This window comes from Draconibacterium sp. IB214405, assembly GCF_033963885.1.
GTDB lineage: Bacteria > Bacteroidota > Bacteroidia > Bacteroidales > Prolixibacteraceae > Draconibacterium.
Window position 1 is genome coordinate 192,535 of the sequence record NZ_JAXBMA010000004.1, and the last position, 24,795, is coordinate 217,329.

A 24,795-nucleotide genomic window follows, 5' to 3' on the forward strand; every position below is an offset into this window, starting at 1 on the left:
TCTGAGAAAAGAAGGATTATTTAGTCATTTAATATGGAGGGGCGCAGTATGAAAAACTTGTTCAACAGGCTTGTTGAAAATGTTCTGTTACACCACAACTCCAGTAATTTATCAGGAGCTGTAAAATTTGTTTTGTTAGTTGTTTTCCTTGTTACTACGTTATCGGGCGTTTATGCGCAATCAAACGATGATTGTGCTATGTGTCACGACGATCCCGAGCTGATTACCATCGTTAATGGCCGAGAGGTTTCCAGGTATATTCCTGCTGATATTCTCGAACATTCAGTACACAGTTATCTGGAATGCATTTCGTGCCACACCGATGCTGAAGTTGAAGAATTTCCGCATCCTGAAAAACTACAGCCGGTAAATTGTGGCGAATGTCATGATGAAGCCATGACCAAGTTTCTGGATGGCGTTCATGGAATGGCATTTGAAGAAGGCGACAAAAATTCGCCCGATTGTGCCGAATGTCACGGTACCCACCAAATATTGAGTTCGGCCGATCCCCAATCGCGTACCTATAAAATGAACATTCCGGTTTTATGCGGAACTTGTCACCGCGAAGGTGCTCCGGTTGCCCGTGCCTACAATATTGGCGAACACAACATTGTAGAAAATTACACACAGGGCATTCACGGAAAAGGGCTGTTTAGCAGCGGCTTGGTGGTAACTGCCACCTGTAACAACTGCCATGGCAACCACCTTATCCTCCCCCACACAAACATGAATTCCAGCATTTCGGAGAAAAATATTGCGGCTACCTGTATGCAGTGCCATGCGCGTATTGAAGATGTGCACATTAAAATTATAGACAAAGAACTTTGGGAGAAAAGCCCGGGAGCCATTCCTGCCTGTACCGACTGTCATCCTCCACACAAAGTGGAGCTAAAAAATATTATCGAAAATATTTCGGATAAAACCTGTTTAAAATGTCATGAGCAGCCCGATATTCATAAAATAGTGGACGATGAGCAGATTTCACTTCATGTTGATGTAAATGAATTTGTTAATTCGTCGCACAATAATATTACTTGTGTAAAATGCCACTCGGATGTTACTGCCAATATTGCCCGGCCATGCGAAACATCCGACAAGGTAGACTGCTCGAGTTGCCATGCTGAAGAATCGGATATTTATTTTCAGAGCGGACATGGAAAAGCCTATTTTGCCAAACACGAAAACGCACCTTATTGCACCGATTGCCACGGATCGCACCATGTTATTCCTTCCGACAACGAGGAATCGCCAACTTTCCGCTCTGCGGTGCCAAAACTTTGCGGCGAATGTCATATAAAAAATGGTCAGGCCACAAACGGAACAGACTTAAAAGAAACTGATGCTTACTACGACTATTCTTCCAGTGTTCACGGACGAAGTCTTGAAGAGAAAGGGCTCCTTTCGGCTGCAATTTGCACCGATTGTCACACCCCTCACTTCATGTTAAAAGAGGAAGACGAACGTTCGTCGGTGAATCCCGCAAACCTGGCAAAAACCTGCGGAAACTGCCACAAAGGAATTTACGACCAGTACATTGAAAGTGAACACGGAATACATGACAACACCGTAGACTTAAAATTCCCAACTTGCGAAACGTGTCACTCGGCCCACAATATTTCAGAAGTGCACGAGAGTAAGTTTATGTCGGAAATTAGCTCGCAGTGCGGGCAATGCCACCAGGAACTGGCCGAAACTTACCTTGAAACCTATCACGGGAAAGTGTATCAACTGGGTTATCTCGAGGCAGCACGTTGCTCCGATTGTCATGGTGCACACAACATTTACCGAATGGACAATCCAAAATCAACGATCAGTCCTCGGAATATTGTTGCAACCTGCTCGAAGTGTCACACCGATGCCAACATGAAATTTACAGGTTACCTGACACATGCCACACACTACGACAAAAGTAACTTCCCGTGGTTGTACTACACCTTCTGGGCAATGACAGGCTTGCTTCTAAGTGTATTTGCCTTCTTTGGTCTGCATACTTTGTTATGGATACCGCGTTCGCTAGGTGCTATGATCAAGAAACGCAAAGAGCCTAAACCAGTTGGCAAACAAATGTATATCCGACGCTTCCAACGAAAAAACAGAATCACCCATATTTTTGTAATTGTAAGTTTTATCCTGCTGGCGCTTACCGGTATGATTTTAAAATTTGCTTACATGGATTGGGCGAAGTTTCTGGCAGAAGCTATCGGTGGTGCACACATTGCAGGTTTTATTCACCGAACAGCAGCGCTTGTAACTTTTGGCTACTTTATTTTCCATGTGGTAGCACTTTTAAAAGTTAAGTTCAAACATGGTGTGAAAGTCAGCAAATTTATATTCAGCAGTAACTCACTGATGTTTAACCGGAAAGATATTCGAGACTTTTGGGCATCGATAAAATGGTTTATAGGAGTTGGCCCTCGCCCCGACTACGGAAGATGGACTTACTGGGAAAAATTCGACTACTTCGCCGTATTTTGGGGAGTTTTGGTCATCGGATCAACCGGTTTAATGTTATGGTTTCCCGAGTTTTTCACCCGATTATTGCCCGGCTGGCTAATTAATGTTGCGCAAATCATTCACAGCGACGAAGCTTTACTGGCCGTTGGATTTATATTCACGATCCACTTCTTTAATACACACCTGCGACCGGAATCCTTCCCGATGGATACAGTTATTTTCACCGGTTATGTGCTGGAAGAAGAATATAAAAAGGACCGTCCGCATGAATACGAGCAATTGGTTAAATCTGGAAAAATAAACGACGTTCGTGTAGAAAAAGAGTTCACCAAAGAACGAATGAGAATGATAAAAATATTTGGATTTACGGCACTTTTCGCCGGTGTAATCATGGTATTACTGATAATTTACTCTTTAATTTTCCATTAAATGGAGAAAAAACGAAATAAAAGAAAATACAATTTTGAATACGTTAACCTAGTATATTAGTAGTATAACAAACAGTAAATATGACAACTATATAAATCTATAGAAATATGAAAACCTCACGTTCAGAACATAGTTTCAGAATGACCTTACGTATATAGACAATTTATAAATAAGTGCCTGATCTTGAATAATTAAAAGAAATTTATAATCTTGAAAATTAAGATTTTGACTATAAACCGATAAACAAGAAACTATGAAATTACCATCCTCTATAAGAAATTGGATTTCGATTACGGGAGCGGTTTTGGCTGTTTTCAACCTGGCCAGCATCCTCGCCTTGTTTCTATTGAACATTGCCTTTGGTTTTGGCGGACAATACATTGGTTTGTTCATCTTCATCATTCTTCCGGTATTTATGATCGTCGGGTTGATAATGATACCGATAGGAATGCGTATCTATCGCAAACGAGCACGTTTGGCAGAAAAGGAAGGCAAACGTTTAAACTGGCCAATCCTTGATTTTAATAATCAGGCTACCCGTAACGCCAGTACAATTTTTATTATTGGAACAATTTTCCTGCTTATTATTTCTTCTGTAGGAAGTTACGAAGCATTTCATTTTACCGAGTCGGTTGAATTTTGCGGAAAATTATGTCACGAGGTGATGGAACCCGAATATGTAACATATCACGGTTCGTCGCACGAGCGTGTTGCTTGTGTAGAGTGCCACGTAGGCTCGGGAGCAAGCTGGTATGTAAAAAGTAAACTTTCGGGTTTATACCAGGTATATTCGGTTCTGGCGAATAAATACCCGCAACCTATCCCCACCCCGATTGCCAACCTGCGCCCGGCACAAGAAACCTGCGAAGAATGTCACTGGCCGGAGAAATTCTACGATAACAAAATGCGTGTGAAACATTCGTTTTTAACAGATGAAGAGAATACCGAACATATCCTTCATTTAAAGGTAAAAACGAGTACACAGGTAACATCGAAAGGGATTGTTAAAGGAATACATCAACACATTAGTCCTGAGGTAAAAATTGAATACAAAGCCCTGGATGAAAAGCGTCAGATCATCCCCTGGGTAAGATATACCAATACGAAAACGGGGGAAGAATACATTTATACTGATGAGTTCAACATGGTTTCTGAAGCCGAACTCGATTCGTTGGAAACACGGGTAATGGACTGTTTGGATTGCCATAACAGGCCGTCGCACAACTACAACGCTCCACAGAATTTTATCGATCAGTCGATGGCGGAAGGTAAAATTTCAACCGAACTGCCTGCCATAAAACTGGCGGCAATGATGGCACTTTACCAGGATTATCCGAATAAGGATACAGCAATGATTGCCATAAAAAATCAGATTACAGACTGGTTCGAAAGTGGTTATCCGGATGCCTTTGAAACAAAAAAAGCAGAAATTGATCAGGCCATAGCAACCATTCAGGACGATTACGCAAATAATATTTTCCCGTATATGAAAGCCAGCTGGAAAGAATATCCAAATAATATTGGCCATATGGAATCGGATGGATGTTACCGTTGCCACAACGACCGACATGCCACCAGCGAAAGCCGGACTATTTCAAAAGACTGTTCGCTGTGCCACAACATTATTGCTCAGGGAACTGCAGACAGTATGCAATATTCAACAGCCTTCGAAGCACTCGATTTTCAACACCCGGTTGATGTTGCAGAAGCGTGGAAAGAAGAGATGTGTTCGATGTGTCATACAGCACTATATTAATTTTTGGCACAATATTTATTATTTTTACAGTATACTATTGATTAGATTTAAATAACACAAATTTTAATACAACGATTATGAACTACAAAAAATTAATTTTCCTATTAGGTCTTGCGATCATTTTCAGTACCGCAGCAACTGCTCAAACGTACAAATACATTGGCGCAGCTAAATGTAAAATGTGTCACAACAAACCTGACAAAGGCGAACAATTTAAAGTTTGGGAAGCCGGTCCACACGCCAAAGCGATGGATGCACTGGAAGGTGATGATAAAACAAATCCAACTTGTTTAAAATGTCACTCAACTGCAGGTTCTGTTGATAGTGGATTACTTGCCGGTATTAAACCAGCAGAAGGTGTTTCTTGCGAATCTTGTCACGGGCCGGGTAGCCATTACAAGTCGGCAGCTATTATGAAGAACAAAAAAATGGCCCTTTCAAAAGGTATGACTGATCCAACAGAAGAAACCTGTAAAGCCTGTCACCTTGGGGAAAAACCGGAAGGACACGTTGCTGCTAAAAAAGCCTGGAATTTTGACGAATTTGTAAAAGTGATTGCTCACGACGATCCAACAACGACAAACTAATTATAAATAAAGTTTTGTAATGTAAAAAATTCCTTTGTTTGCAAACAAAGGAATTTTTTTAGTGTTTTATTCAGACAACTACTAATTATGAAGAAACTAAGTTCATTCCTTTTTTCTATGTTTTTTACCGGAATTCTGGTAGTAATTTTTGCCATCGCAATTGGTTATGCCACCTTTATCGAAAACGATTATGGCACCACCACAGCAAAAATTCTTATCTATAATTCCCGGTGGTTCGAAATCTTACTGTTTATACTCTGTATCAACCTTATAGGCAGTATTTTCAAATACAAATTGGTGGCTCGAAAAAAATGGACAGTTCTGCTTTTTCATAAAGCCTTTATAATTGTTGCAGTTGGTGCAATGATAACACGTTATTTCGGTTACGAGGGAAGTATGCATATTCGCGAAAACAACTCGTCGGATTTTATCGTTTCCGAAGCTTCGTTTGTAACCGTTAAAGTTACCGATGGGAATGAAACAGTTGAAGAATCAACCGAAGTAAAATTCTCACCTTATACCGCAAACCGATTTTCAAAGAAGATTCATTTCAACGGAAAAACAATTCACATTTCCAATAAACAATTTATGCCCTCGGCGGTAGAAAACATTATTCTCGATCCAAATGGAGAACCAATTGTGTCGTTAATTACGGTTGTTAATGGTTCTTCACGTAAAGATTTTATCCTCCGAAACGACAACACAAAGAATTTAAATGGTTTAACTCTTGGCTTTGGCAACAATATCGATACCGATATCCAGTTGAGTTTAACGGATGGGAAACTATATATTTCTGCCAACGATTCGATTGAAGTTGCAGGAATGATGAGTGAAAACAGCGAAAAAATTGCGCCTAACACTAAAACACTTGTTGATACCCAAAAAGCATACACCTATAAGAACCTGACTTTTGCCGTAAAACAATTTCTTCCAAACGCAGCTGTTCAGTTGGCTTATCAAAAACCAACTCAGGGCTCAAGACCGGCCGATGCTTTTAAAGCCGAAATTTCAACCACCGGAGCCAGCAAAGAATTGATTGTTTACGGAAGTACTGGAGAAGTTGGAGATTTCCACACCACATCCATCGAGGGAATGAATGTATCTGTGTCTTATGGTTCACGAATTATAAAATTACCTTTTTCCATTCATCTTAACGATTTCCAACTGGAGCGTTATCCGGGTTCGATGAGTCCATCATCGTACGCCAGCGAAGTAGTTTTAAAAGACGGTGCCACAGAAATGCCTTTCCGTATTTTTATGAATAACATACTGAAATACAAAGGTTATCGTTTTTTCCAATCGTCGTACGACACCGACGAGCGAGGTACGATCCTGTCGGTTAACCACGATTCAATGGGAACTTCTGTTACATATTTTGGATACCTTTTAATGGCTATCGGCATGGTACTCACCTTGTTTAACAAAAGCAGCCGTTTTAAAAGCCTATTAAAAGTATCGGCGCAATTGCGCGACAAACGCAAAAAATTATTTACAGTTCTTGTAACGGGTGTTCTGCTAAGTATCAGTGCTCAGGCGCAAAATACTTCGTTAACGCCACCTGACAGCGACCACAGCAAATCATTTGAAAGTCTACTTATCCAGGACCGAAAAGGACGTGTGGAACCCGTTTCTACCCTGTCATCAGAAATACTCCGAAAAATAGCCAAAAAGACCAGTTGGGAAGGCCTCACGCCAAGTGAAGTATTTCTGGAAATGCAGGCAAATCCGGAGAAATGGAAAAATATTGCCATTATAAAAGTCGGTAATCCGGAGTTACGCCGAATGATCGGTATCACCGGTAAATATGCCTCATTCAACTCAATCGTAAAACCGCGCGAAATGGGCGGTTACATATTGAGCTCCGCGGTTCAGGCAGCTTACAACAAAGAAAGTAATACCCGAAATAAGTTTGATAAAGAAATAATGAATGTTGACGAGCGTGTTAATATTCTCATGTCAATATTTACAGGCGATTTTCTGACTATTTTCCCTGTTCCCAACGACGACAACCACAAATGGGTGTCGATTAACGAAGCAAAGGAACTTCCAGCCCAGAGTGCTGATTTCGCCAGGCAAACGGTTTCGTCTTATCTTCAATCGGTGCAAATCCGCCATTGGGCAACAGCAAACCAGTTGCTTAACAACCTGAAACAAAACCAGGAAACCATTGGAGCTAAAATTATTCCATCGGCAACAAAGGTAAAGATGGAGGTGCTCTACAATAACCTGAATATCTTTGGCAAACTGTCCAAGATATTTATGTTCACCGGTTTAATTCTGCTTATGTTGCAGTTGGTTTCACTTTTTAATCCGAACATAAAACTAAGTTTCCTGAAAAGTTTTGCCTTCTATTTTATCCTGCTACTGTTCCTTGCCGAAACTGCCGGTCTTGCAATCCGTTGGTACATTTCAAACCATGCGCCATGGAGTAACGGTTACGAGTCGATGGTATTTATCAGTTGGGCAACAGCTTTGGGAGGTTTAATTTTTGCCAAACGATCGGAAATTACGTTATCACTGACATCCGTTTTGGCCGGTTTAACACTAATGGTGGCCGGAATGAGTTGGATGAGCCCGGAAATCACCAACCTTGTACCGGTGCTAAAATCGTACTGGTTAATTGTTCATGTGGCGGTTATTACAGCCAGCTATGGTTTCCTTGGAATTAGTGCTTTACTTGGCTTCCTGAATCTAATTTTAATGGTTTTCAGGAGTAAACGAAATACTGACAGAATTAATCACACCATAAAAGAACTGGTTAACATTATTCAAATTGCCCTGATAATTGGCTTATTAATGGTTACGCTTGGTTCATTTCTTGGCGGTGTTTGGGCCAACGAAAGCTGGGGACGTTACTGGGGCTGGGACCCGAAAGAAACCTGGGCGCTGGTAACTATTTTGGTGTATACTTTTATTACGCACATGCACCGAATTCCGGGAATGCGCGGTAGTTTTGCTATGAGTGTGGCGGCAGTTTTGGGTATCAGTTCGGTTTTGATGACTTATTTCGGGGTGAATTATTACCTCTCAGGATTACACTCGTACGCTCAAGGCGAAGCAGCACCAATTCCTTCGGGCGTTTATATTGCGGTGATAGTTGTGGCGATTGTAATTGTTGCAGCTTATTTCTCAGAACGGACGAGCCCGATAATTGAAGAAGAAGTAAACGAAGATTAAATAAATCAGGGGCAGGTTAATATTTTATAAACTTGCCCTTTTTTAACTTTTTCCCATCTTCCCGAACCTCAATCAAGTAATAACCTGATTCTAATCCGGAAACATTCAGTCGCAGATTCTCATTACTGCGTTCCTGTAACATGATTTTCCCCGACAGATCGTAAATTACACATTCGAATTCTTGTAGAGCATTGGTTTGAACTTGAATATAATCCGTTGCCGGATTAGGAAATATTTTTACGTCGCCGAGATTTTCAGAAATGATACCAACGGGAGGATTTTGAGTAAAATGGTAGGTGGTAGTTCCACTTACTTCCCACTCCCCTGCCGAATACGAATAGTTTTCTATTTTATCTACCACATGGTTATCAAAAACCTGCATTGGCAAAAAGGAAAAAACAAATTTCTTGTTTTCAACTACATCTGCAAAAACCGAATTCTGCGCGAAGTATTTTATAGTGGTAGTATCATTCCATTGGTCATCCCAGGTTTGCACCAGCGTTTCATGAATTTGGGCTCCACTCCTCTCATTAAAATGTTCTTTACGGGTATCCTCCAACCAACCATCAAGATCGTAATCCCAACTGTACAAGGTTTCAACTTCTAAATTAAACGATTCATCATAATCGTAACTGATTTTACGATCGGGGATAAAAGTACCGTCTTCCCACCCCTCAACATATTCAGCTACTTCAGTCAAAAGATTTTGTGCGTTATACGAATAGTTAATTTCATATATTTTGGTTCGAAGCATTTCGTAACTATCGTAATCATAATCGATTTCGGCTACTATGTTTCCCACTGAATCGTATTCATATTCAACTATTTCATAAGTCGACCAGCGATCATCAAAAACGTCCCACTCCCGGGTATTAACCTGCGTTAGCCGGCTAATTGAATCGTAATTATATTCCAACCGCTCAACCATCTCCCAATCGTCGTACTCGTCAAACTTCTCCTTACTCCACTCAGTTTTAAGAAGTCCATCTTCATAAGCATAGTAAGTTTTGGTAAACACCCGATAGTTGATAGTAATATATTCCTGAAATTCAGCCGAATCCAATCGTCCGGCCTCGCTAAAAAAATAATAGTTAGCATCGCTGATCAACCAGTGGTTTTCATCTGTCAACCAATTATAATTCTTAACAAGTATATTTTGCCCGTCATTTTGAGCTGCTAAAGTTTGGCGTAATGTATTTTCAACCAGCTGCGTAGTTTCATTCAACTCGCGCACTACAATGCTGTCTAATGTCCACAATGCTGAAGAAGTGGAAAAACCACTTTTGACCTCCGTTTTAAAACCATTCAGAAAATTCGATTTGGAGAAATGATCGTTACTTCGAAGTAATGCCGCTTTGTTTTGAACAGGGCTGGTAATTTTATCGCTGGACAGACGATATTCATATATTTTGGCCGTATCAGCTGCTTCAATAGCTGCATGATTTTCTGTTGCCGACATCTTAAATACCGATAGAATCAAAACCAGGAATATTATAATTTTTTGCGTCATACTTCAATTTTATCCGGTTTAAATATAGCGAAAACAGTGTTATTCTTTTTGCTCAAAAAATCCCAAATGGAAACTGTTATATTAATTCATTATAGATAAAATGCTTTTCAGCACTTTTCAGGCTTTCATATCCACACATCTAGATTCTTTACTATATTTGTACCGGCTCCGAGCCGATCTGCCTAAAGTGAAAACCAGGGGATTTCGGCCGATGGGATTACCCGGAAACAGGTGGTCCTCCCGCATCCCTACGACAGGTAGGGGTAAATTGGAAAGGAGAAAGAGCACATTCTGCATTGGGCGAACTGAAGCTCCTTCCCTTCCCTGAAACATTTTAACCTGAGTTATTAAATGACACAAGTACAAAAAGATACCAAGATCGATTATCCGAACTTGCTTTTAATTGCAGGTAATGGCCGAAATGTGGGAAAAACCTACTTCGCCTGTCGTGTCATCGAAATGCTGTCAGAATCTTCGCCGATAACCGGCTTAAAAATCACCTCGCACATACACGAACACAACAACGATGATGTGTTGATAAAACAGAAGAACTACGTTATTTTACAGGAAAAGCAGCTAACAGACAAAGACAGTTCGCTGATGTTACAGGCAGGTGCCAAACAGGTATTTTTCGTAATGGCCGAACCGGAATTTTTGCCCGAAGCTTTCGAAAAACTGGCGACCTATTTACCTGAAACGCCAATTGTCTGCGAGTCGGGAGGTTTACATGAAATTGTTAACCCGGGACTGTTCTTTTTTGTACAGTTTGCCGGCACTCCTATAACCAAACAACACCACCTAAAACACAAGCCGATAATTGTGATTAATGACGGAGAAAAGCTTAATTTTGATTACACTAAAATTCAGCTTAACAACAATAACTTTTCACTTGCCTAATGAACCAATTTGAAGAAATACAACAGCTGATCGGCAACCTACAAGCGGTTATTTCAACCGAGAAAGTACTGCTTGAAGATGCATTTAACCGGGTATTACAGGAAGATGTGGTTGCAGATTTAAACATGCCACCCTTCAACAAATCTGCGATGGACGGATATGCATGTCGGATTGAAGATATTGCCAACGAGCTGGAGGTACTTGAAGTGATCAATGCCGGAAAAATAGCTTCCGTTAAAATTGGCAAAAATCAGTGCGTAAAGATCATGACAGGTGCTGCTGTTCCGCCCGAATGCGATTGTGTGTTTATGGTTGAAGATTCCGAGGAGCTTCCTGAAAATAAAGTACGTTGCACAAATCCGAAAACGAAAAAGAATATCTGCTACCTGGGCGAAGATTACAAAACCGGAGATGTATTGTTACAAAAAGGAACGCTGATAAATGTACCTCACATGGCGGTTTTGGCCGGTGCAGGTTACGCTGAGGTTCTGGTATCAAAACGCCCAAAAGTAACAGTAATTGCTACCGGAAGTGAGTTGGTTCCACCATCAGAAACACCAAAACCAGGACAAATACGTAACAGTAATTCCAGCCAGGTGATCTCGCAGCTGCGAAAGATGAACATTGAGATTGTAGCAGAACTAATGCTGGTTGACGACTACGAATTACTCACCGAAAGTTTTAACAAAGCATTGCAATCAAGCGACTTTATTGTTTTTACAGGTGGTGCTTCGGTTGGCGATTTTGATTTTATTCCGGAGATATTAAAAGAACAGGGATTCAAAATATACTGGGATCATACCGGGATTAAACCGGGCAATCCAATGACTTTTTCAGAACGGGATGGGAAGTTTGTGTTTGGGCTTTCGGGAAATCCTGTGTCCTCACTGGTACAATTTGAATTGATTGCCAAACCGGCCATTTATAATTTGATGGGCACTAACTACTCCCCTTTGCGCATTAAAGCCCCAATGGGATTTAACTATCAACGGAAAAAAGCCAATCGTCTGGCAATTATTCCTGTTATTATCGATAATAACGGTGCCATTACAGAAATCCCGTTTCATGGGTCGGCACATATCAATGCGCTGGCTTTTGCAAATGCATTGTTGGAAGTGCCGCTTGAAGTCTCAACAATTCAAAAAGGTGAATTAGCATATGTACGACCGCTTTAACAGACATATCAACTACCTGCGTATTTCGGTTACCGATCGCTGCAATTTCCGTTGCGAATACTGTATGCCGGCCGAAGGTTTGCCACTAAAAAAGCATGAGGATATTCTTTCGTTTGACGAAATTACCGACATCGTTAAAGCAGGTGTAAAACTAGGCATTCGCAAACTTAGAATAACAGGTGGTGAACCGTTGGTACGCAAAGATCTGCCTGAATTGATACAAATGCTGACATCTATTCCTGAAATAGAGGATATCGGAATAACTACAAACGGCGTTCTCTTGCCGCGTTATGCAAAAGCTTTAAAGGCTGCCGGGTTAAAACGGGTGAACATTAGTCTGGATACCATGAATCCTGAAAAATTCAAAAAAATCACTCGTGTTGGAGAATTGAATGATGTTTTACGTGGTATTGATGCTGCACTTGAAGCCGAACTTCAGCCTGTCAAAATCAACTTTGTTCGTATTCCGGGCGAAAACGAAGTGGATGAACAGGCTGTCCGGGAATACTGCCAAAAGAAAGGTTTGAAGCTACGTTTCATTCGGCAGATGGATTTACGCACCGGTGAGTTTTATGCGGTTGACGGAGGATTAGGCGGTATTTGTAAAATATGCAACCGTCTGCGTTTAACTGCCGACGGGTTTATCGTTCCGTGCTTACATTCAGGGTTGCGTTACAACATCCGAGAATTGGGTATTGAAGAAGCTTACAACCAGGCTTTGGAAAACAAACCTGAAAAAGGAGTAGGAACCGAATCACATGATTTTTCAAATATTGGAGGATAAAAATATGAGCCAATTATCACATATCAACGACGAAGGAAAAGCAAACATGGTGGATGTGGGGCACAAACCACAACAGGTACGAACCGCCAAAGCATCCGGGTTTATCGCCCTGCAACATGAAACGATTAGGCTGATCAACGAAAGCCTTATAAAAAAAGGCGACGTAATAACTATTGCAGAAATTGCGGGAATTCAGGCAGCCAAAGAAACATCGCGACTGATTCCGCTGTGTCACCCGCTACAGCTTACCAAAGTTGAGGTAAAAGCAGAAGTACAGGAAAATGGTGTTTTGGTAAAAAGTTTAACCAAATGCATCGGGCAAACCGGCGTTGAAATGGAAGCATTAACAGCCGTAAATGTGACGCTGTTAACCATTTACGACATGTGCAAAGCCGTTGACAAAAACATGGTAATGGGAGATGTAAAACTAGACTTTAAGGAGAAAATCTAAATACAGAAATGGAAGCACAAACCTGCAAAATAAAATCACTGAATATTTCGGAAAAGAAAGGCACGATAAAAACGCCACGCAAAGAATTAAAACTAAATCTTGACGGCATTGAAGGCGATGCACATGCCGGAAAATGGCACCGCCAGATAAGTTTGCTGGCCGCTGAAAGTATTAAAAGTTTTGAAGGAGAACTGGGCAGGGAAATCAACTTTGGAGAGTTTGCCGAAAACATTACCACAGAAGGAATCGCGGTGCATAAAGCCATGCCATTCGATCGGTTCAGAGCAGGTGATGTGGAATTGGAAGTAACACAAATCGGTAAAAAATGTCACGGCGATAACTGCGAGATTTTTCAACTGGCAGGAAAATGTGTGATGCCAAAAGAAGGGATCTTCTGCCGGGTAATAAAACCGGGAACTCTTACCGAGAACGACGAATTGGAATATATTCCAAAAACTTTCCGAATAAAAGTTATTACCTTAAGTGATCGTGCTTTTCAAGGTATTTACAAGGATAAAAGCGGACCACTACTCGAGAAACTGAGCAAAGATTGGTTCACTTCTAAAACATACTTATGCGAAACATCGCGCACCGTAATTCCTGACGAAAAGGAATTGTTGGAAACCGAACTTCAAAATGCTGTTAACGACGGATACGATATTATTTATACAACGGGAAGTACCGGAATCGGTCCACGGGATATTGCTCCTTCAATTATTTCAAATTTTATTGATTTGGAAATTCCGGGAATTATGGATCATATCCGCTTGAAATATGGTGCAGAAAAACCCAATGCACTACTCAGTCGTTCGATTGCAGGAGTTAAAGACAAAACACTGGTATTCTCTCTTCCGGGCAGTACCAAAGCTGTAAACGAATATTTAACCGAGATTCATAAAATTCTAATGCACTCGTTTCTGATGCTTCACGGAATTGACGGACATTAAAAGCCGCAATACATTTGTCAACATTTTGACAATATTCTTCACATAATGTTAAATTAATTTGCTCTGCCTGCCATTTCTATTAAATTTGAGCAAAACTTTGCACTATGTTACGAATATCTTTACTCGTGATGCTGGTTCTGTCATCAGCATCATTTTTGTTAGCCCAACCCGATGAAAACAGGAATGAAAGCTGCACCAGCATTATGTTTGGGAAAGATGCCACCGACGATGGTTCGGTGATTACGGCCCACACCTGCGATGCCTATTACCGCACCTGGATAAATTTTATTCCTGCACAAAAATTCGACCGCGATACCACCCACAAAGTGTATTGGGGAACCATGCACACGCACACCGCATGGAGTATGGACGGCATGGAATTAAAGGGCGAAATTCCCGAAGCACGCGAGACTTACGCGTATTTAAACACTGCTTATCCGTGTATCAACGAAAAGCAACTGGCGATTGGCGAAACCACCATCGTTGGCCGAAAAGAATTACAAAACAAAAACGGTCTTTTTCTAATTGAAGAACTGGAGCGTATTGCCCTTCAGCGTTGTACAAAAGCACGCGATGCCATAAAACTTATTGGTGAACTGATCGAAGAATACGGCTTTGCGGACATGGGAGAATGTATAACCATTGCCGATACCAAGGAAGTTTGGCAGCTGGAGATTTTTGGCGAAGGACCGGATAAAATTGGTGGTGTCTGGGCTGCTCAGCGTATTCCGGATGACCATGTGGGAATTTCGGCTAATATTCCACGAATTGGCGTACTCGATCTTGATAATCCGGATTATTATATGGCCTCCGACAATGTTTTCGATGTGGCTAAAGCCCTGGGTTACTGGAATGGAAAAGAGACATTTAAGTTCTGGAAAGCTTACAGCGGTGAAAAGCCATTTGATATTCGCGAGTATTTTGTATTAAGTACAATGGCTCCGGGTTTAAACCTGAAGTTTGATGCAGACGAACTGCCTTTCTCTGTAAAAGTGGAGAAGAAAGTAAATATCAGTGAAGTGATTGCTTTGTACAAACAAACATACGACGGTACAGAATATGAAATGATCCGCAACCTGAAAGTAGCTCACAAAACAAAGAATGACGATGGTGAAGAAGTAATCGATTCGATCATCAGTCCGGCAGCACACCCATGGCTGGCAAAAGATAAACGCGACTTGATGAATGCGTTGGAAGAGAATTCTGTTTATCGTCACCGACCGATTTCGGTGCAATATTGTTCCTACTCCTGGATCGCTCAATTGCGCGATGACTTACCCGATGAAATTGGAGGAAAAGTATGGCTTAGCCTCGACATTCCACGTTTAACACCTCGTGTACCGGTTTATTGCGGCAACCTGAGTTTGCCCGATGCCTACAACTACTGTGGCCACAAACATTTCAGTCGTCAGTCGGCCATGTGGGCATTTACACGTGCAAACCGTTTGGCTTTGGTAAACTGGGGCACCGGAAAAAAAATTGTTGAACCTGAAGTTACTGCATTTGAAAACCAGGTACTGGACGAGACTGAATTTGTTGAAAACCGTGCTATGGAATTGTTGAAAAAAGACAAAGAAAATGCAGCAAACGGAAATCCTACACAGCTATGCCGTGAATACCTGACCGGTTACAGTAATGCTTCGTTACGATCGGCTGTAGACCGTTGGTGGGAACTTGGCGATAAACTTTGGGTAGAAATGCGTTGGAAGTTCTAATCGTTTTCTACTAGTATAGATACAAAATAGCGGTAAAGTCTCGAATATTTTACCGCTATTTTATTTTGAAAAAATCAGCTAAAATATCCGCATGGTCAAAAGCAAGTTCGGGCAAATCTTCAATTGAAAACCACTTTGCCTGTGCAGCATCATCGCTGCCCTTTACCGGCTTTTGTTCCGCCAACTCCACTGAATACACCACTGAAATAGTCCGATGCCGTGGATCACGGTTGATCGCATCGTATGTACGAAACTGTTGCATCTTTGCAACCTGCAGACCCGTTTCTTCTTCCAACTCGCGAATACATGCTTGCTCCAGTGTTTCATCCATATCGATAAAACCTCCGGGCAAGGCCCACTTGTTTTTAAAAGGCTCCCTGCCCCGCTCGATCAGCAAAACAAAAGTTGTGGCTTCGGTTTTTACCATAACAATCGCATCAACTGTTAAGGCCGCTCGTGGATATTTATAGGTGTACATTATTCAAGGAAAAAGTTAAAAGTAAAATGGCAAAAGTTACCGGTTGATTGAACGTTAAAATATAAGTCTTAAGATTCAATCGAATCAACATCAATCTCTAATTTATAAATTAGTCTTTTCTGCCGGTCTTCCAATGTTTTACAACCAGGTAAATTGCGGCAACAAAAAGGGCTACATAAATTATGAGTTCGATGTGTTCCATTTTATTCGATTATTTTTTTCATTACACGCATTTTGTGGGTATAACGTTGCGTATCGATGTTAAAAATTCCAAACTGATCGACATTGTCAACACGCACCTGCCCCGAAGCATGAATGATTTTATTACGTTTCCACATTATCCCAACATGAACAATATTTCCTTCCTCATCGTCGAAAAATGCCAGGTCGCCGGGTTCTGCTTCATCAACAAAACTCATTGCAGTTCCTACTTTTACCTGTTCGCTGGCATCGCGTGGTAATTTAATTCCGATCATTTTATAGATCATCTGCGTTAAACCGCTGCAATCAACACCAAAAGGTGTTCGTCCTCCCCAAAGATAAGGCGCATTAAAATATTTTAATGCCTGTTTTATTGCAATTTCACGTGCATTTTTTAACTCACCATAAATTATTTCGCCGGTCGCTAAATAGGTGTCCTGAGTTACAGAAAACTGTTTCAAATACGGGCGCCAAACAGGAAGCGTACTACCAGCAACCAACATAAGATTTTGCTCTTCATTTACCGGAACGATGGTTATTATATCTGATGTTACGGCAGTTGGACTGTTTTCAATTTTATTTAAAGTACGGTTGTTAATCGGAGTAATCATCTTAGTATCAACCCATCCTTCAACACCGTCGTAAGCGAGTTTTACGTTCGTCCAACCAACCATTTGTTCGCGCATTTCAAAGTGTTCGCCAAAAAGAATCTGCGTCACCATTTCACTTTTTTCCGAGGGCTCGTGTCGAACCGGAATAATACTTAAATTAGAAATGCCGTAGTTCATCAATATTTTCTTAATTTTATTTTGTAAAACAGGCACACTGCCTGTTTGAAGCGTGTTAACACAAAACTAAGAAAAAATGGGCGATACAAGCTTTCCAACAAACCTAATTTGTCAATTAGATATTAAGAGTTTGTTTAAAAAGATGACTGTGAGAACGATTGTTTATTGAATCAAAATTCAGATATTCGGTGTATGAACAAATTATTGAGAAAGTTAAAAAGCTACACAAAACTGTTTTTGCAAATTGCACTGTTTGTACTAACAGCAGTGGCTTTGTATTTTATTTTACCGGGTGAGCCGAAATTTAAATACGAATACCAAAAAGGATTTCCGTGGCGCCACGAAAACCTGGTTGCACCTTTCGATTTTGCTATTCTGAAAAGTGCCAATGAACTGGAGGACGAAAAAGCAGAACAGATCAGTTCTCTCATCCCGTATTTTACGAACGACACGACTATAAAAACAGAAAGTCTGACCCGTTTACAACAAGACCTTGAATTGTTGACGGACAGCACAAACACTGCGAAAAAAGAAGTTTACGGTGTTTTGGCCGATAAACTCGCCGAGCTTTACAGTAACGGCATTTTACAGTTCTCGATTGATACCTACAGCGAGTTGCAAGGAAAAGAAGAACTGAATAAACGAACCGGAAATAGCGTACAAAAAGTAGCAACGGATAAATTATACTCCGAAAAATCGGCTTACAATACACTGCTGGTTACGCGGCAAGAACTTGAAAATTCCGGTCACAATGCACCCTGGCTCAACGATTTAATCCTCGACCGTTACATTACTGCAAACCTCTCGTACGACAGCGAAACCAGCCAAAAAGAAATAGATGAACTTACGCAGAATATTTCAGCAGCCCGCGGAATGGTTAAATTGGGAGAACGTATAGTTCTTGAAGGTGAAATTGTTGACGCGGCAAAATTTCAGGTATTGGAATCGTTAAAAGCAAGTTACGAACAGGAAAGAGGCAACGATGTAAACCGCTATATGGTTTCCGGAGGTAAAATTTTGCTTATTTCCGTTCTCCTAAGTCTTCTGTTTGTTTTTCTGTTATTATACCGACGCGACATTCTGGAGCACCTGAACAAACTGAGCTTTATGCTACTGCTAATGGCCGGTATAATTTTGCTCTCCAATTTTATCAATACCTTCCCTAATTTGCACATTTACATGGTTCCTCTGGCGGTTTTCCCCATCATGATCCGTACATTTTTCGATTCGCGAACAGCAATTTTCACCCTGATAATAACCACACTTTTAATTGGCTTTTATGCCCCAAATAACTACGAATTTATTTTGCTACAGGTGTCGGCAGGTATGATTGCCGTTTTTAGCCTGAATAAAATGCACCGCCGGGTTCATCTGGTTTTGGCGTCGTTATGGGTATTCCTAACTTACGCGGTAGTATTTGCGGCTTTAAATCTTATCCACGAAGGAACATTTATACCATCCGATTATGCCGATTTAAAATGGTTTGCCATAAGCAGTGTACTCATTCTGTTGGTTTACCCGCTGGTATATATTTTCGAAAAGCTGTTTGGTTTTGTTTCCGACGTTACTTTAATTGAAATTTCGGACAGTAACCAGCCTTTACTACGAAAGCTGGCAGAACAGGCACCGGGAACTTTCCAGCACTCGATGCAGATTGCCAATTTAGCCGAGGAGGTGATTCTGCGCATTGGAGGAAATCCGTTTTTGGTTCGTGCCGGTGCACTTTATCATGATATCGGAAAAATCGGAAGACCTAACTTTTTTATCGAGAACCAGGCGTTGGGAATGAATCCACACGACCGTATCAGTCATTTAAAAAGTGCAGAAGTGATCATCGACCATGTGCGAAATGGCGTGAAAATGGCTCAAAAACACAAACTTCCCGCACCAATTATTGAGTTTATAGCCACACACCACGGTACAACGAAAGCCAAATATTTCTACCTGAAACACCAGGAACAAAATCCGGATCAGGATGTAGATGAAAAAGCTTTTATCTATCCCGGTCCGCTACCACGCTCTAAGGAGGCTGCAGTTGTTATGCTGGTGGATGGAATTGAGGCTGCATCGCGTAGTATGAAAGAAAAAACACACGAGAACCTGAAAGCACTTATCGACAGTATGATCGATAAAAAAATTGAGGACAAGCAGTTGGTAGATTCTGATCTTACGTTCAGAGATATTGACACAATCAAAAAGACCTTACTGGAAAAACTGATCAACATTTACCACATCAGAATTGAATACCCGGAAGAAAAAAATAAAAAATAGCGGTAGGGTTAAACGAAAAATAAACGTATTACGTTAGTAAAGAGTGAGATTTGAAAAAAGTGGACGTAACAAGAATGGATTAATGAAAAATTTAGCAAAAACATCACTGTTGTTTTTTGTAGCGGTTGTAACATTTATAGCCTGCTCAAAAAACGATCCGACTCCCGATAGTCCGGAAGCATCTGACCTTACAAAAAAAGTAAACAGGTTCATTTACAAAGCCATGGACGACATTTACCTGTGGTACGATGAATTGCCTGATATTGACCTTAACTACGAAACCGATTCAAAAGAATATTTCTATAAACTTTTGTACGAGGATGATAAATGGTCGTACATTACTGATGACGTTGACGCTTTGGAAGCCAGTTTCGAAGGAAATGAAAAATCGTACGGTTGGTCGCTGGCATTTTACAACCTGGTAGATATCGAAAAAATCGTGGCTGTTGTTGAATATGTTTACCCGGAAACACCTGCTTCGGCAGCAGGATTTAAACGCGGCGACATATTAATTGAAATAGACGGAAACGATCTCTCGCAATCCAATTATACGAATTTATTGTACAGCGATCAGGCCGATATTACAATTGGTGTTGCAACTGAGGATGATATTGTTGCGGATACTACAATCAGTCTTCTGGCAGACGAGCTTTCGTTAAATCCTGTTTTGACAACAAAAGTTGTTGAACACGATGGAAGAAGAATAGGTTACATTTTTTATGCTCAGTTTATTGCCAACTACGACGACAATCTGGATGCTGCTTTCCAAAGTCTGATCAGTCAGGGAGCTACCGACCTTGTTGTGGATCTTCGTTATAATCCGGGAGGAGGTATTTCGGCAGCGCAACATTTATGCTCGTGTATTGCACCTTTAGATGTTGTAAACCAAAACAGTACGCTGGTTACTTTCCACTGGAACGATAAATACCAGGATTATTTTGTCGACCGTCAGATAATGAGTCAGATAGAAATTTATTTCGACAACCAAGTATCAACAAAAATGGGATTAGACCGTGTTTATTTCTTAACAGGTTCGGGCACAGCTTCTGCATCGGAACTTACGATTACGGGATTAAGAGCGTATATGGACCAGGTGGTTACCGTGGGCGACACTACTTACGGAAAATACACTGCTTCGATCACCATAAAACCGGAAGACTATTACAATGAATCGTATTACGAAGAGATAGCAAACTGGGGATTGCAGCCCATCGTTTTACGTTATGCAAATGCTGCCGGTGTAACTGATTTTGAAGACGGTTTTGCACCCGACATTCCTGTTGAGGATGATCTGTTTGCAGCTTACCCGCTTGGCGACAAAAACGATCCGCTTTTTAAAGCAGCTATCGAAGACATTACCGGTTCGCCGGTGGTAGCCATGAAAAGTGCTCCGAAACCTCAATTCCGATACAAATTGTTAGACCGCGGTTTCTCTCGTTTCGACGTGAACAAACGTGAAATGTTACTGGATGGTGGCATTGAAATACCAGAAATGGAATAAACAACAAAGACAAATAAATAAGAAAAGGTATTTCAAATGAAGTACCTTTTTTTGTGCCAAAGAAAAAGGCTATCCAACGATAGCCTTTAATAAACCTAAACCAAACCTAAGAAAAAATGTACCTTTTGTAGTATTAAGGTACGAGTAGTATGTCTTTTTATTAATCTCTTTTTACACTTCCAAGCCCTTCAATATCGCGGGTAACTTTCGGATTTCCGGTGTAACGAACTTTACCGACTCCTTCAATTTTTGCATACAATGTTTCTATCGCATGCACTGAGCCTGTTCCAACTCCTTCAATTTTAAAGCTGGCATCATTCACTTTTATATCACCTGCATCAACGTGTCCAGCGCCCGAAAGTTTCACATCCAACCGGTCGGCAACGCCATCCAACTCTACCAAAACACCGCCTTCTCCAACAATCTCAATATCTTCAGCTTTCAGGTTCATTTCTATTTTTGCACCTCCTTCAACATGAATAAAAAGATCGTTTAAATCAAGATAACCATCGGTATCCAGTTTCAGACCTCCCTGCGCGGTAATTTCATCTAGATTTTTAAAGGTGATGTACAAACGTATACGTTCATAACTCAAAAAATCCCTGTCCATCACCAATCGCAATTCGTCGCCCCAGTTCTCTACTTCTAAATGATCCAGCACATCTTCATCAGTCGTTTTAATGGTTAATGCACAATGATCTCCCTGCGATAAAAGGACTTTGTAACCTCCTTCAAGATAGATCGACGAAAAATCATCAATGTCATATTTTTTTACGTCCCAGTCGTCATCGTCCTGAGCAAAAAGTTGAACCGACAATAAAATGGATAAAGTAAAGAGAAGTGCTGTTTTCATGTTTTTTGAATTTTGTAACACATCAAATGTAGAATATAAACGTTCAATGCGTCGATAAATTTCGATGAATGCTGGTTTTTAGTAGATAAGTGTAGGCATATGGGAATATTCCACCACGAGCTGTTCCGCAATTATTCTTTCAAATTCTTGAGCATAAACAGCAAACCGTAGAAAGTGAAAGCGCACAGCACGATTAGAATAAAACTATCGAGGAAAACGAAAGTTGTTTTGTTAAAGATTTTATACCCTGCAAATAACGCTGCCAACATAGTTTGAATGAATAGAATCCTAATAAATAAAAGATGAAAGGCCCTGATTAATTGCGAAGCAGAGAATAACCAGAAGAAACCAAACAGCAATAATACAGAACCTTCCAGGTTATTGTTTCGATTTAATTCTATCAGACCAAAAACAACAGGAAACAAACTGCAAAGCACCAGACTGCGGGCAATACTTTTTCGGATCTTTGTGCGGTTCTTTTCTCTTTTTATGTCGGGGAACAATGAAAATTTAATGGGTTCACAACGGAATTCTTCGGCCAACAAATCCTGCTCCGTGTGGATAATGCCCCGCTTTATGGCCTCATCAACAGCCAATTTTGCAGCTTCCGGCTGATAATGATCCCGCAACTTTAAAATCGCAATAATTTCCTTGTCCGAATACTCCGGAATAGCTTTTCTAAAATCAGTATTTTCTTTCTTCTCTCTTTTCCTCCACATTTCCTAACTTTGAAAGAAAATAAGGAATTTCCTTATTTATGATGAAAGTTGAAATAACCAAAAATAAATTTCATGTACAATTTTGAATACAAAAATCCGGTTAAAATTCTTTTCGGAAAAGAATCGATTTCGAAACTCGCCGGTGAGATTCCAGAGAATGCAACCATCCTGATGACTTATGGCGGTGGCAGTATAAAAAACACCGGAGTTTACGACCAGGTAATGGAAGCGCTGAAAGGTTGTAACATCACAGAATTTGGGGGTATTGAAGCCAATCCTCATTACGAAACTTGCATGAAAGCGGTTGAGGTGGTAAAAGAAAAAGAAGTGGATTTTCTTCTGGCAGTTGGAGGTGGTTCTGTTCTGGATGCCACAAAATTTATTGCCGCTGCTGTATTGTACGAGAACGGTGATCCGTGGGATATTCTGGCAGCAGGTGCGCCAGTTGAAAAAGCGATTCCGCTGGGAGCTGTTTTAACTTTACCGGCCACCGGATCGGAAATGAATGGGAACTCGGTAATTACACGTGCTGAAAGACAGGAGAAAAAGGCTTTTGGTTCTTCGTTGGTAATGCCGCAATTTTCGGTGCTCGATCCGGAGTGTGTATTCACTTTACCCGACAAACAGGTGGCAAACGGTGTTGTCGATGCGTTTGTACACGTAATGGAACAATACCTGACTTACAATGTAAATTCACCGCTTCAGGACAGATTAGCCGAAAGTATTTTAACCACTTTGGTTGAAGAAGGACCGAAAGTTTTAGCCGACCGAAAAGATTACGATGCTGCCGCCAATTTTATGTGGTGTGCAACAATGGCACTTAACGGAATGATTGCCGTTGGTGTTCCGCAAGACTGGTCGACACACCTTATCGGCCACGAATTGACTGCTTTCCACGGCATCGATCACGGACGGACACTAGCCATTGTGTTGCCGGGTGTAATGCACATAAAACGCGAGAACAAAAAAGACAAGATCTTACAATATGGCGAGCGTATTTGGGGGATTACCGAAGGTAGCGCCGATGAAAAAATTGATGCGATTATTGCACGTACCGTTAAGTTTTTTGAGTCGCTGGGTGTTCCTTGTACACTACCGGAATATGGTGTGCCTGAAAGTTCAATCGATAAGATTGTAGATCGTTTTAAACAAAGCGAAGCACAAATTGGCGAAAAGGGAGATATGAATTACCTGGAAATTGAACAGATCTTAAAAAACAGATTATAGAATTTTGGGAAAGGTTGTTGGGTGAGGAAGATTCTACTTTTCTCCCGACAACCTTTTTTTTATGTCTTCCTCAATTCGGGTGTCGAATTCTTTCATTAATGCCCTTAACACCTTATTTTTTACATCAAACAATTTCTCGCCCACTTCTGACAACGGAAGTATTTTAGGCGATGTACCAGTAATAAAAGCTGCATCAAACGATTTCAGCTGTTCTGTACTTATATCAGCTTCTGATATTTTGAAACTTAATTGTTCAGCGCATGCAATTGTTTTCTGCCGGGTAATCCCTAATAAAACCTGTTTCCCTGGCGGAGTAATCAGCTCGTTTCCCTTAATAAAAAATACATTACTGCGGCTACCTTCTGTAATCCGGTGTTCGTGGTTAACAAGCAACACTTCATAAAAACCTTTGGTTTCCATCATTTTATTGGCCAGCTTTCGCACTTCGGTTTGAAACACCTTTGCATTGGGATTCATTCGTTCGGCATTCAACAATCCACAGCTCACTCCCCTTTCGTATTGCTCATCGCTGGGGTAATTGTGTGCGATAAAAAATGCCTTTAGGTTGGTTTTACACGAGATTAAAATGTTCCCTCTATCAACCTCATTCCGAACAATCAGCTGGTTTAAAAAAGCCTCAATTTGTGCACCACTGTAGCGAATCTCCTTTCCTGCAAGTTCAGCCGAATGCTGAAACCGTCTAAGGTGTTCATCAAGAAAAAGCGGAACGCCATTAACCACGCGCAGAACTTCGTAAATTCCCCCTTCATTTTCTGCAGGGATAAATGTTGAAACAGGTTGAAGCTGTTCGTTAAACACAAAATATTTATGAATTGGTAAAAGTGCCATTTACGTCTTTTTGGTAAATTTATTGA

General features: G+C 40.8%; 19 protein-coding genes and 1 riboswitch. Of the genes, 13 read left to right on the top strand and 6 right to left on the bottom strand.

Annotated features, from left to right (window positions below; translation table 11 throughout):
• The first annotated feature begins 48 nt into the window (after nucleotides 1–48).
• The 4 genes from SLH46_RS13430 (at nucleotide 49) to ccsA (ending at nucleotide 8,403) form a co-directional block, all read left to right on the top strand.
• Nucleotides 49–2,883, top strand: coding sequence for a cytochrome c3 family protein (locus SLH46_RS13430; RefSeq protein ID WP_320281714.1), 2,835 nt, complete (start codon nucleotides 49–51; stop codon nucleotides 2,881–2,883).
• A gap of 253 nt (nucleotides 2,884–3,136) precedes the next feature.
• The gene (locus SLH46_RS13435; RefSeq protein ID WP_320281715.1) at nucleotides 3,137–4,639 is read left to right on the top strand and encodes a NapC/NirT family cytochrome c; all 1,503 of its coding nucleotides are present in this window, start codon (nucleotides 3,137–3,139) and stop codon (nucleotides 4,637–4,639) included.
• 77 nt (nucleotides 4,640–4,716) lie between these two features.
• The gene (locus SLH46_RS13440) at nucleotides 4,717–5,226 is read left to right on the top strand and encodes a multiheme c-type cytochrome (RefSeq protein ID WP_320281716.1); all 510 of its coding nucleotides are present in this window, start codon (nucleotides 4,717–4,719) and stop codon (nucleotides 5,224–5,226) included.
• Nucleotides 5,227–5,313: 87 nt separating this feature from the next.
• The gene (gene ccsA / locus SLH46_RS13445) at nucleotides 5,314–8,403 is read left to right on the top strand and encodes a cytochrome c biogenesis protein CcsA (protein WP_320281717.1); all 3,090 of its coding nucleotides are present in this window, start codon (nucleotides 5,314–5,316) and stop codon (nucleotides 8,401–8,403) included.
• Nucleotides 8,404–8,419: 16 nt separating this feature from the next.
• Here ccsA and SLH46_RS13450 read toward each other — a convergent pair whose 3' ends face one another.
• Nucleotides 8,420–9,913 (bottom strand): T9SS type A sorting domain-containing protein, encoded by a 1,494-nt coding sequence (locus SLH46_RS13450; protein ID WP_320281718.1) that lies wholly within the window; start codon nucleotides 9,911–9,913, stop codon nucleotides 8,420–8,422.
• 154 nt (nucleotides 9,914–10,067) lie between these two features.
• A riboswitch (molybdenum cofactor riboswitch) is annotated at nucleotides 10,068–10,208 on the top strand.
• 56 nt (nucleotides 10,209–10,264) lie between these two features.
• On the opposite strand from SLH46_RS13450, the gene SLH46_RS13455 reads away from it, so the two are divergent.
• From SLH46_RS13455 to SLH46_RS13480, 6 genes are all read left to right on the top strand, one after another.
• The gene (locus SLH46_RS13455; RefSeq protein ID WP_320281719.1) at nucleotides 10,265–10,810 is read left to right on the top strand and encodes a hypothetical protein; all 546 of its coding nucleotides are present in this window, start codon (nucleotides 10,265–10,267) and stop codon (nucleotides 10,808–10,810) included.
• Nucleotides 10,810–11,985, top strand: a complete 1,176-nt coding sequence (locus SLH46_RS13460; protein WP_320281720.1) for a molybdopterin molybdotransferase MoeA — start codon at nucleotides 10,810–10,812, stop codon at nucleotides 11,983–11,985. Before SLH46_RS13455 ends, SLH46_RS13460 begins: the two co-directional genes overlap by 1 nt.
• Nucleotides 11,969–12,769: a GTP 3',8-cyclase MoaA gene (locus SLH46_RS13465; RefSeq protein ID WP_320281721.1), complete on the top strand. Its 801-nt coding sequence runs from the start codon at nucleotides 11,969–11,971 to the stop codon at nucleotides 12,767–12,769. The genes SLH46_RS13460 and SLH46_RS13465 overlap by 17 nt, the downstream gene beginning before the upstream one ends.
• A 4-nt stretch (nucleotides 12,770–12,773) precedes the next feature.
• Entirely contained in the window at nucleotides 12,774–13,220 is a 447-nt protein-coding gene (moaC, locus tag SLH46_RS13470; RefSeq protein WP_320281722.1) for a cyclic pyranopterin monophosphate synthase MoaC, read from the top strand.
• An 8-nt stretch (nucleotides 13,221–13,228) separates the two neighbouring features.
• The gene (locus SLH46_RS13475) at nucleotides 13,229–14,167 is read left to right on the top strand and encodes a molybdenum cofactor synthesis domain-containing protein (protein WP_320281723.1); all 939 of its coding nucleotides are present in this window, start codon (nucleotides 13,229–13,231) and stop codon (nucleotides 14,165–14,167) included.
• Between the two features lie 104 nt (nucleotides 14,168–14,271).
• Nucleotides 14,272–15,882, top strand: coding sequence for a dipeptidase (locus SLH46_RS13480; RefSeq protein WP_320281724.1), 1,611 nt, complete (start codon nucleotides 14,272–14,274; stop codon nucleotides 15,880–15,882).
• A gap of 55 nt (nucleotides 15,883–15,937) precedes the next feature.
• On the opposite strand, the gene SLH46_RS13485 is transcribed toward SLH46_RS13480, so the two are convergent.
• Nucleotides 15,938–16,360: an NUDIX hydrolase gene (locus SLH46_RS13485; RefSeq protein ID WP_320281725.1), complete on the bottom strand. Its 423-nt coding sequence runs from the start codon at nucleotides 16,358–16,360 to the stop codon at nucleotides 15,938–15,940.
• Between the two features lie 203 nt (nucleotides 16,361–16,563).
• A complete protein-coding gene (locus SLH46_RS13490) occupies nucleotides 16,564–17,349 on the bottom strand; it encodes a C40 family peptidase (protein ID WP_320281726.1) in 786 nt (261 codons plus the stop codon).
• Nucleotides 17,350–17,541: 192 nt separating this feature from the next.
• Between SLH46_RS13490 and SLH46_RS13495 the strand changes: the two genes are divergently transcribed.
• Together SLH46_RS13495 and SLH46_RS13500 are read left to right on the top strand one after the other, a co-directional pair.
• Nucleotides 17,542–19,620 carry an HD family phosphohydrolase gene (locus tag SLH46_RS13495; RefSeq protein WP_320281727.1) on the top strand — a complete coding sequence of 693 codons (2,079 nt, stop codon included), beginning with the start codon at nucleotides 17,542–17,544 and terminating at the stop codon, nucleotides 19,618–19,620.
• Nucleotides 19,621–19,702: 82 nt separating this feature from the next.
• On the top strand, nucleotides 19,703–21,121 hold the full coding sequence (locus SLH46_RS13500; RefSeq protein ID WP_320281728.1) for a S41 family peptidase: 1,419 nt from the start codon (nucleotides 19,703–19,705) through the stop codon (nucleotides 21,119–21,121).
• 160 nt (nucleotides 21,122–21,281) lie between these two features.
• Here the strand turns inward: SLH46_RS13500 and SLH46_RS13505 are convergent, their stop codons facing one another.
• Both SLH46_RS13505 and SLH46_RS13510 read right to left on the bottom strand, forming a co-directional pair.
• Nucleotides 21,282–21,974 (bottom strand): head GIN domain-containing protein, encoded by a 693-nt coding sequence (locus SLH46_RS13505; protein WP_320281729.1) that lies wholly within the window; start codon nucleotides 21,972–21,974, stop codon nucleotides 21,282–21,284.
• 131 nt (nucleotides 21,975–22,105) lie between these two features.
• A complete protein-coding gene (locus SLH46_RS13510) occupies nucleotides 22,106–22,693 on the bottom strand; it encodes a hypothetical protein (protein ID WP_320281730.1) in 588 nt (195 codons plus the stop codon).
• Nucleotides 22,694–22,765: 72 nt separating this feature from the next.
• Here SLH46_RS13510 and SLH46_RS13515 point away from each other — a divergent pair, with 72 nt between their 5' ends.
• The gene (locus tag SLH46_RS13515) at nucleotides 22,766–23,920 is read left to right on the top strand and encodes an iron-containing alcohol dehydrogenase (protein WP_320281731.1); all 1,155 of its coding nucleotides are present in this window, start codon (nucleotides 22,766–22,768) and stop codon (nucleotides 23,918–23,920) included.
• Nucleotides 23,921–23,953: 33 nt separating this feature from the next.
• Here the strand turns inward: SLH46_RS13515 and SLH46_RS13520 are convergent, their stop codons facing one another.
• Nucleotides 23,954–24,769: an aminotransferase class IV gene (locus tag SLH46_RS13520; RefSeq protein WP_320281732.1), complete on the bottom strand. Its 816-nt coding sequence runs from the start codon at nucleotides 24,767–24,769 to the stop codon at nucleotides 23,954–23,956.
• Nucleotides 24,770–24,795: the final 26 nt, after the last annotated feature.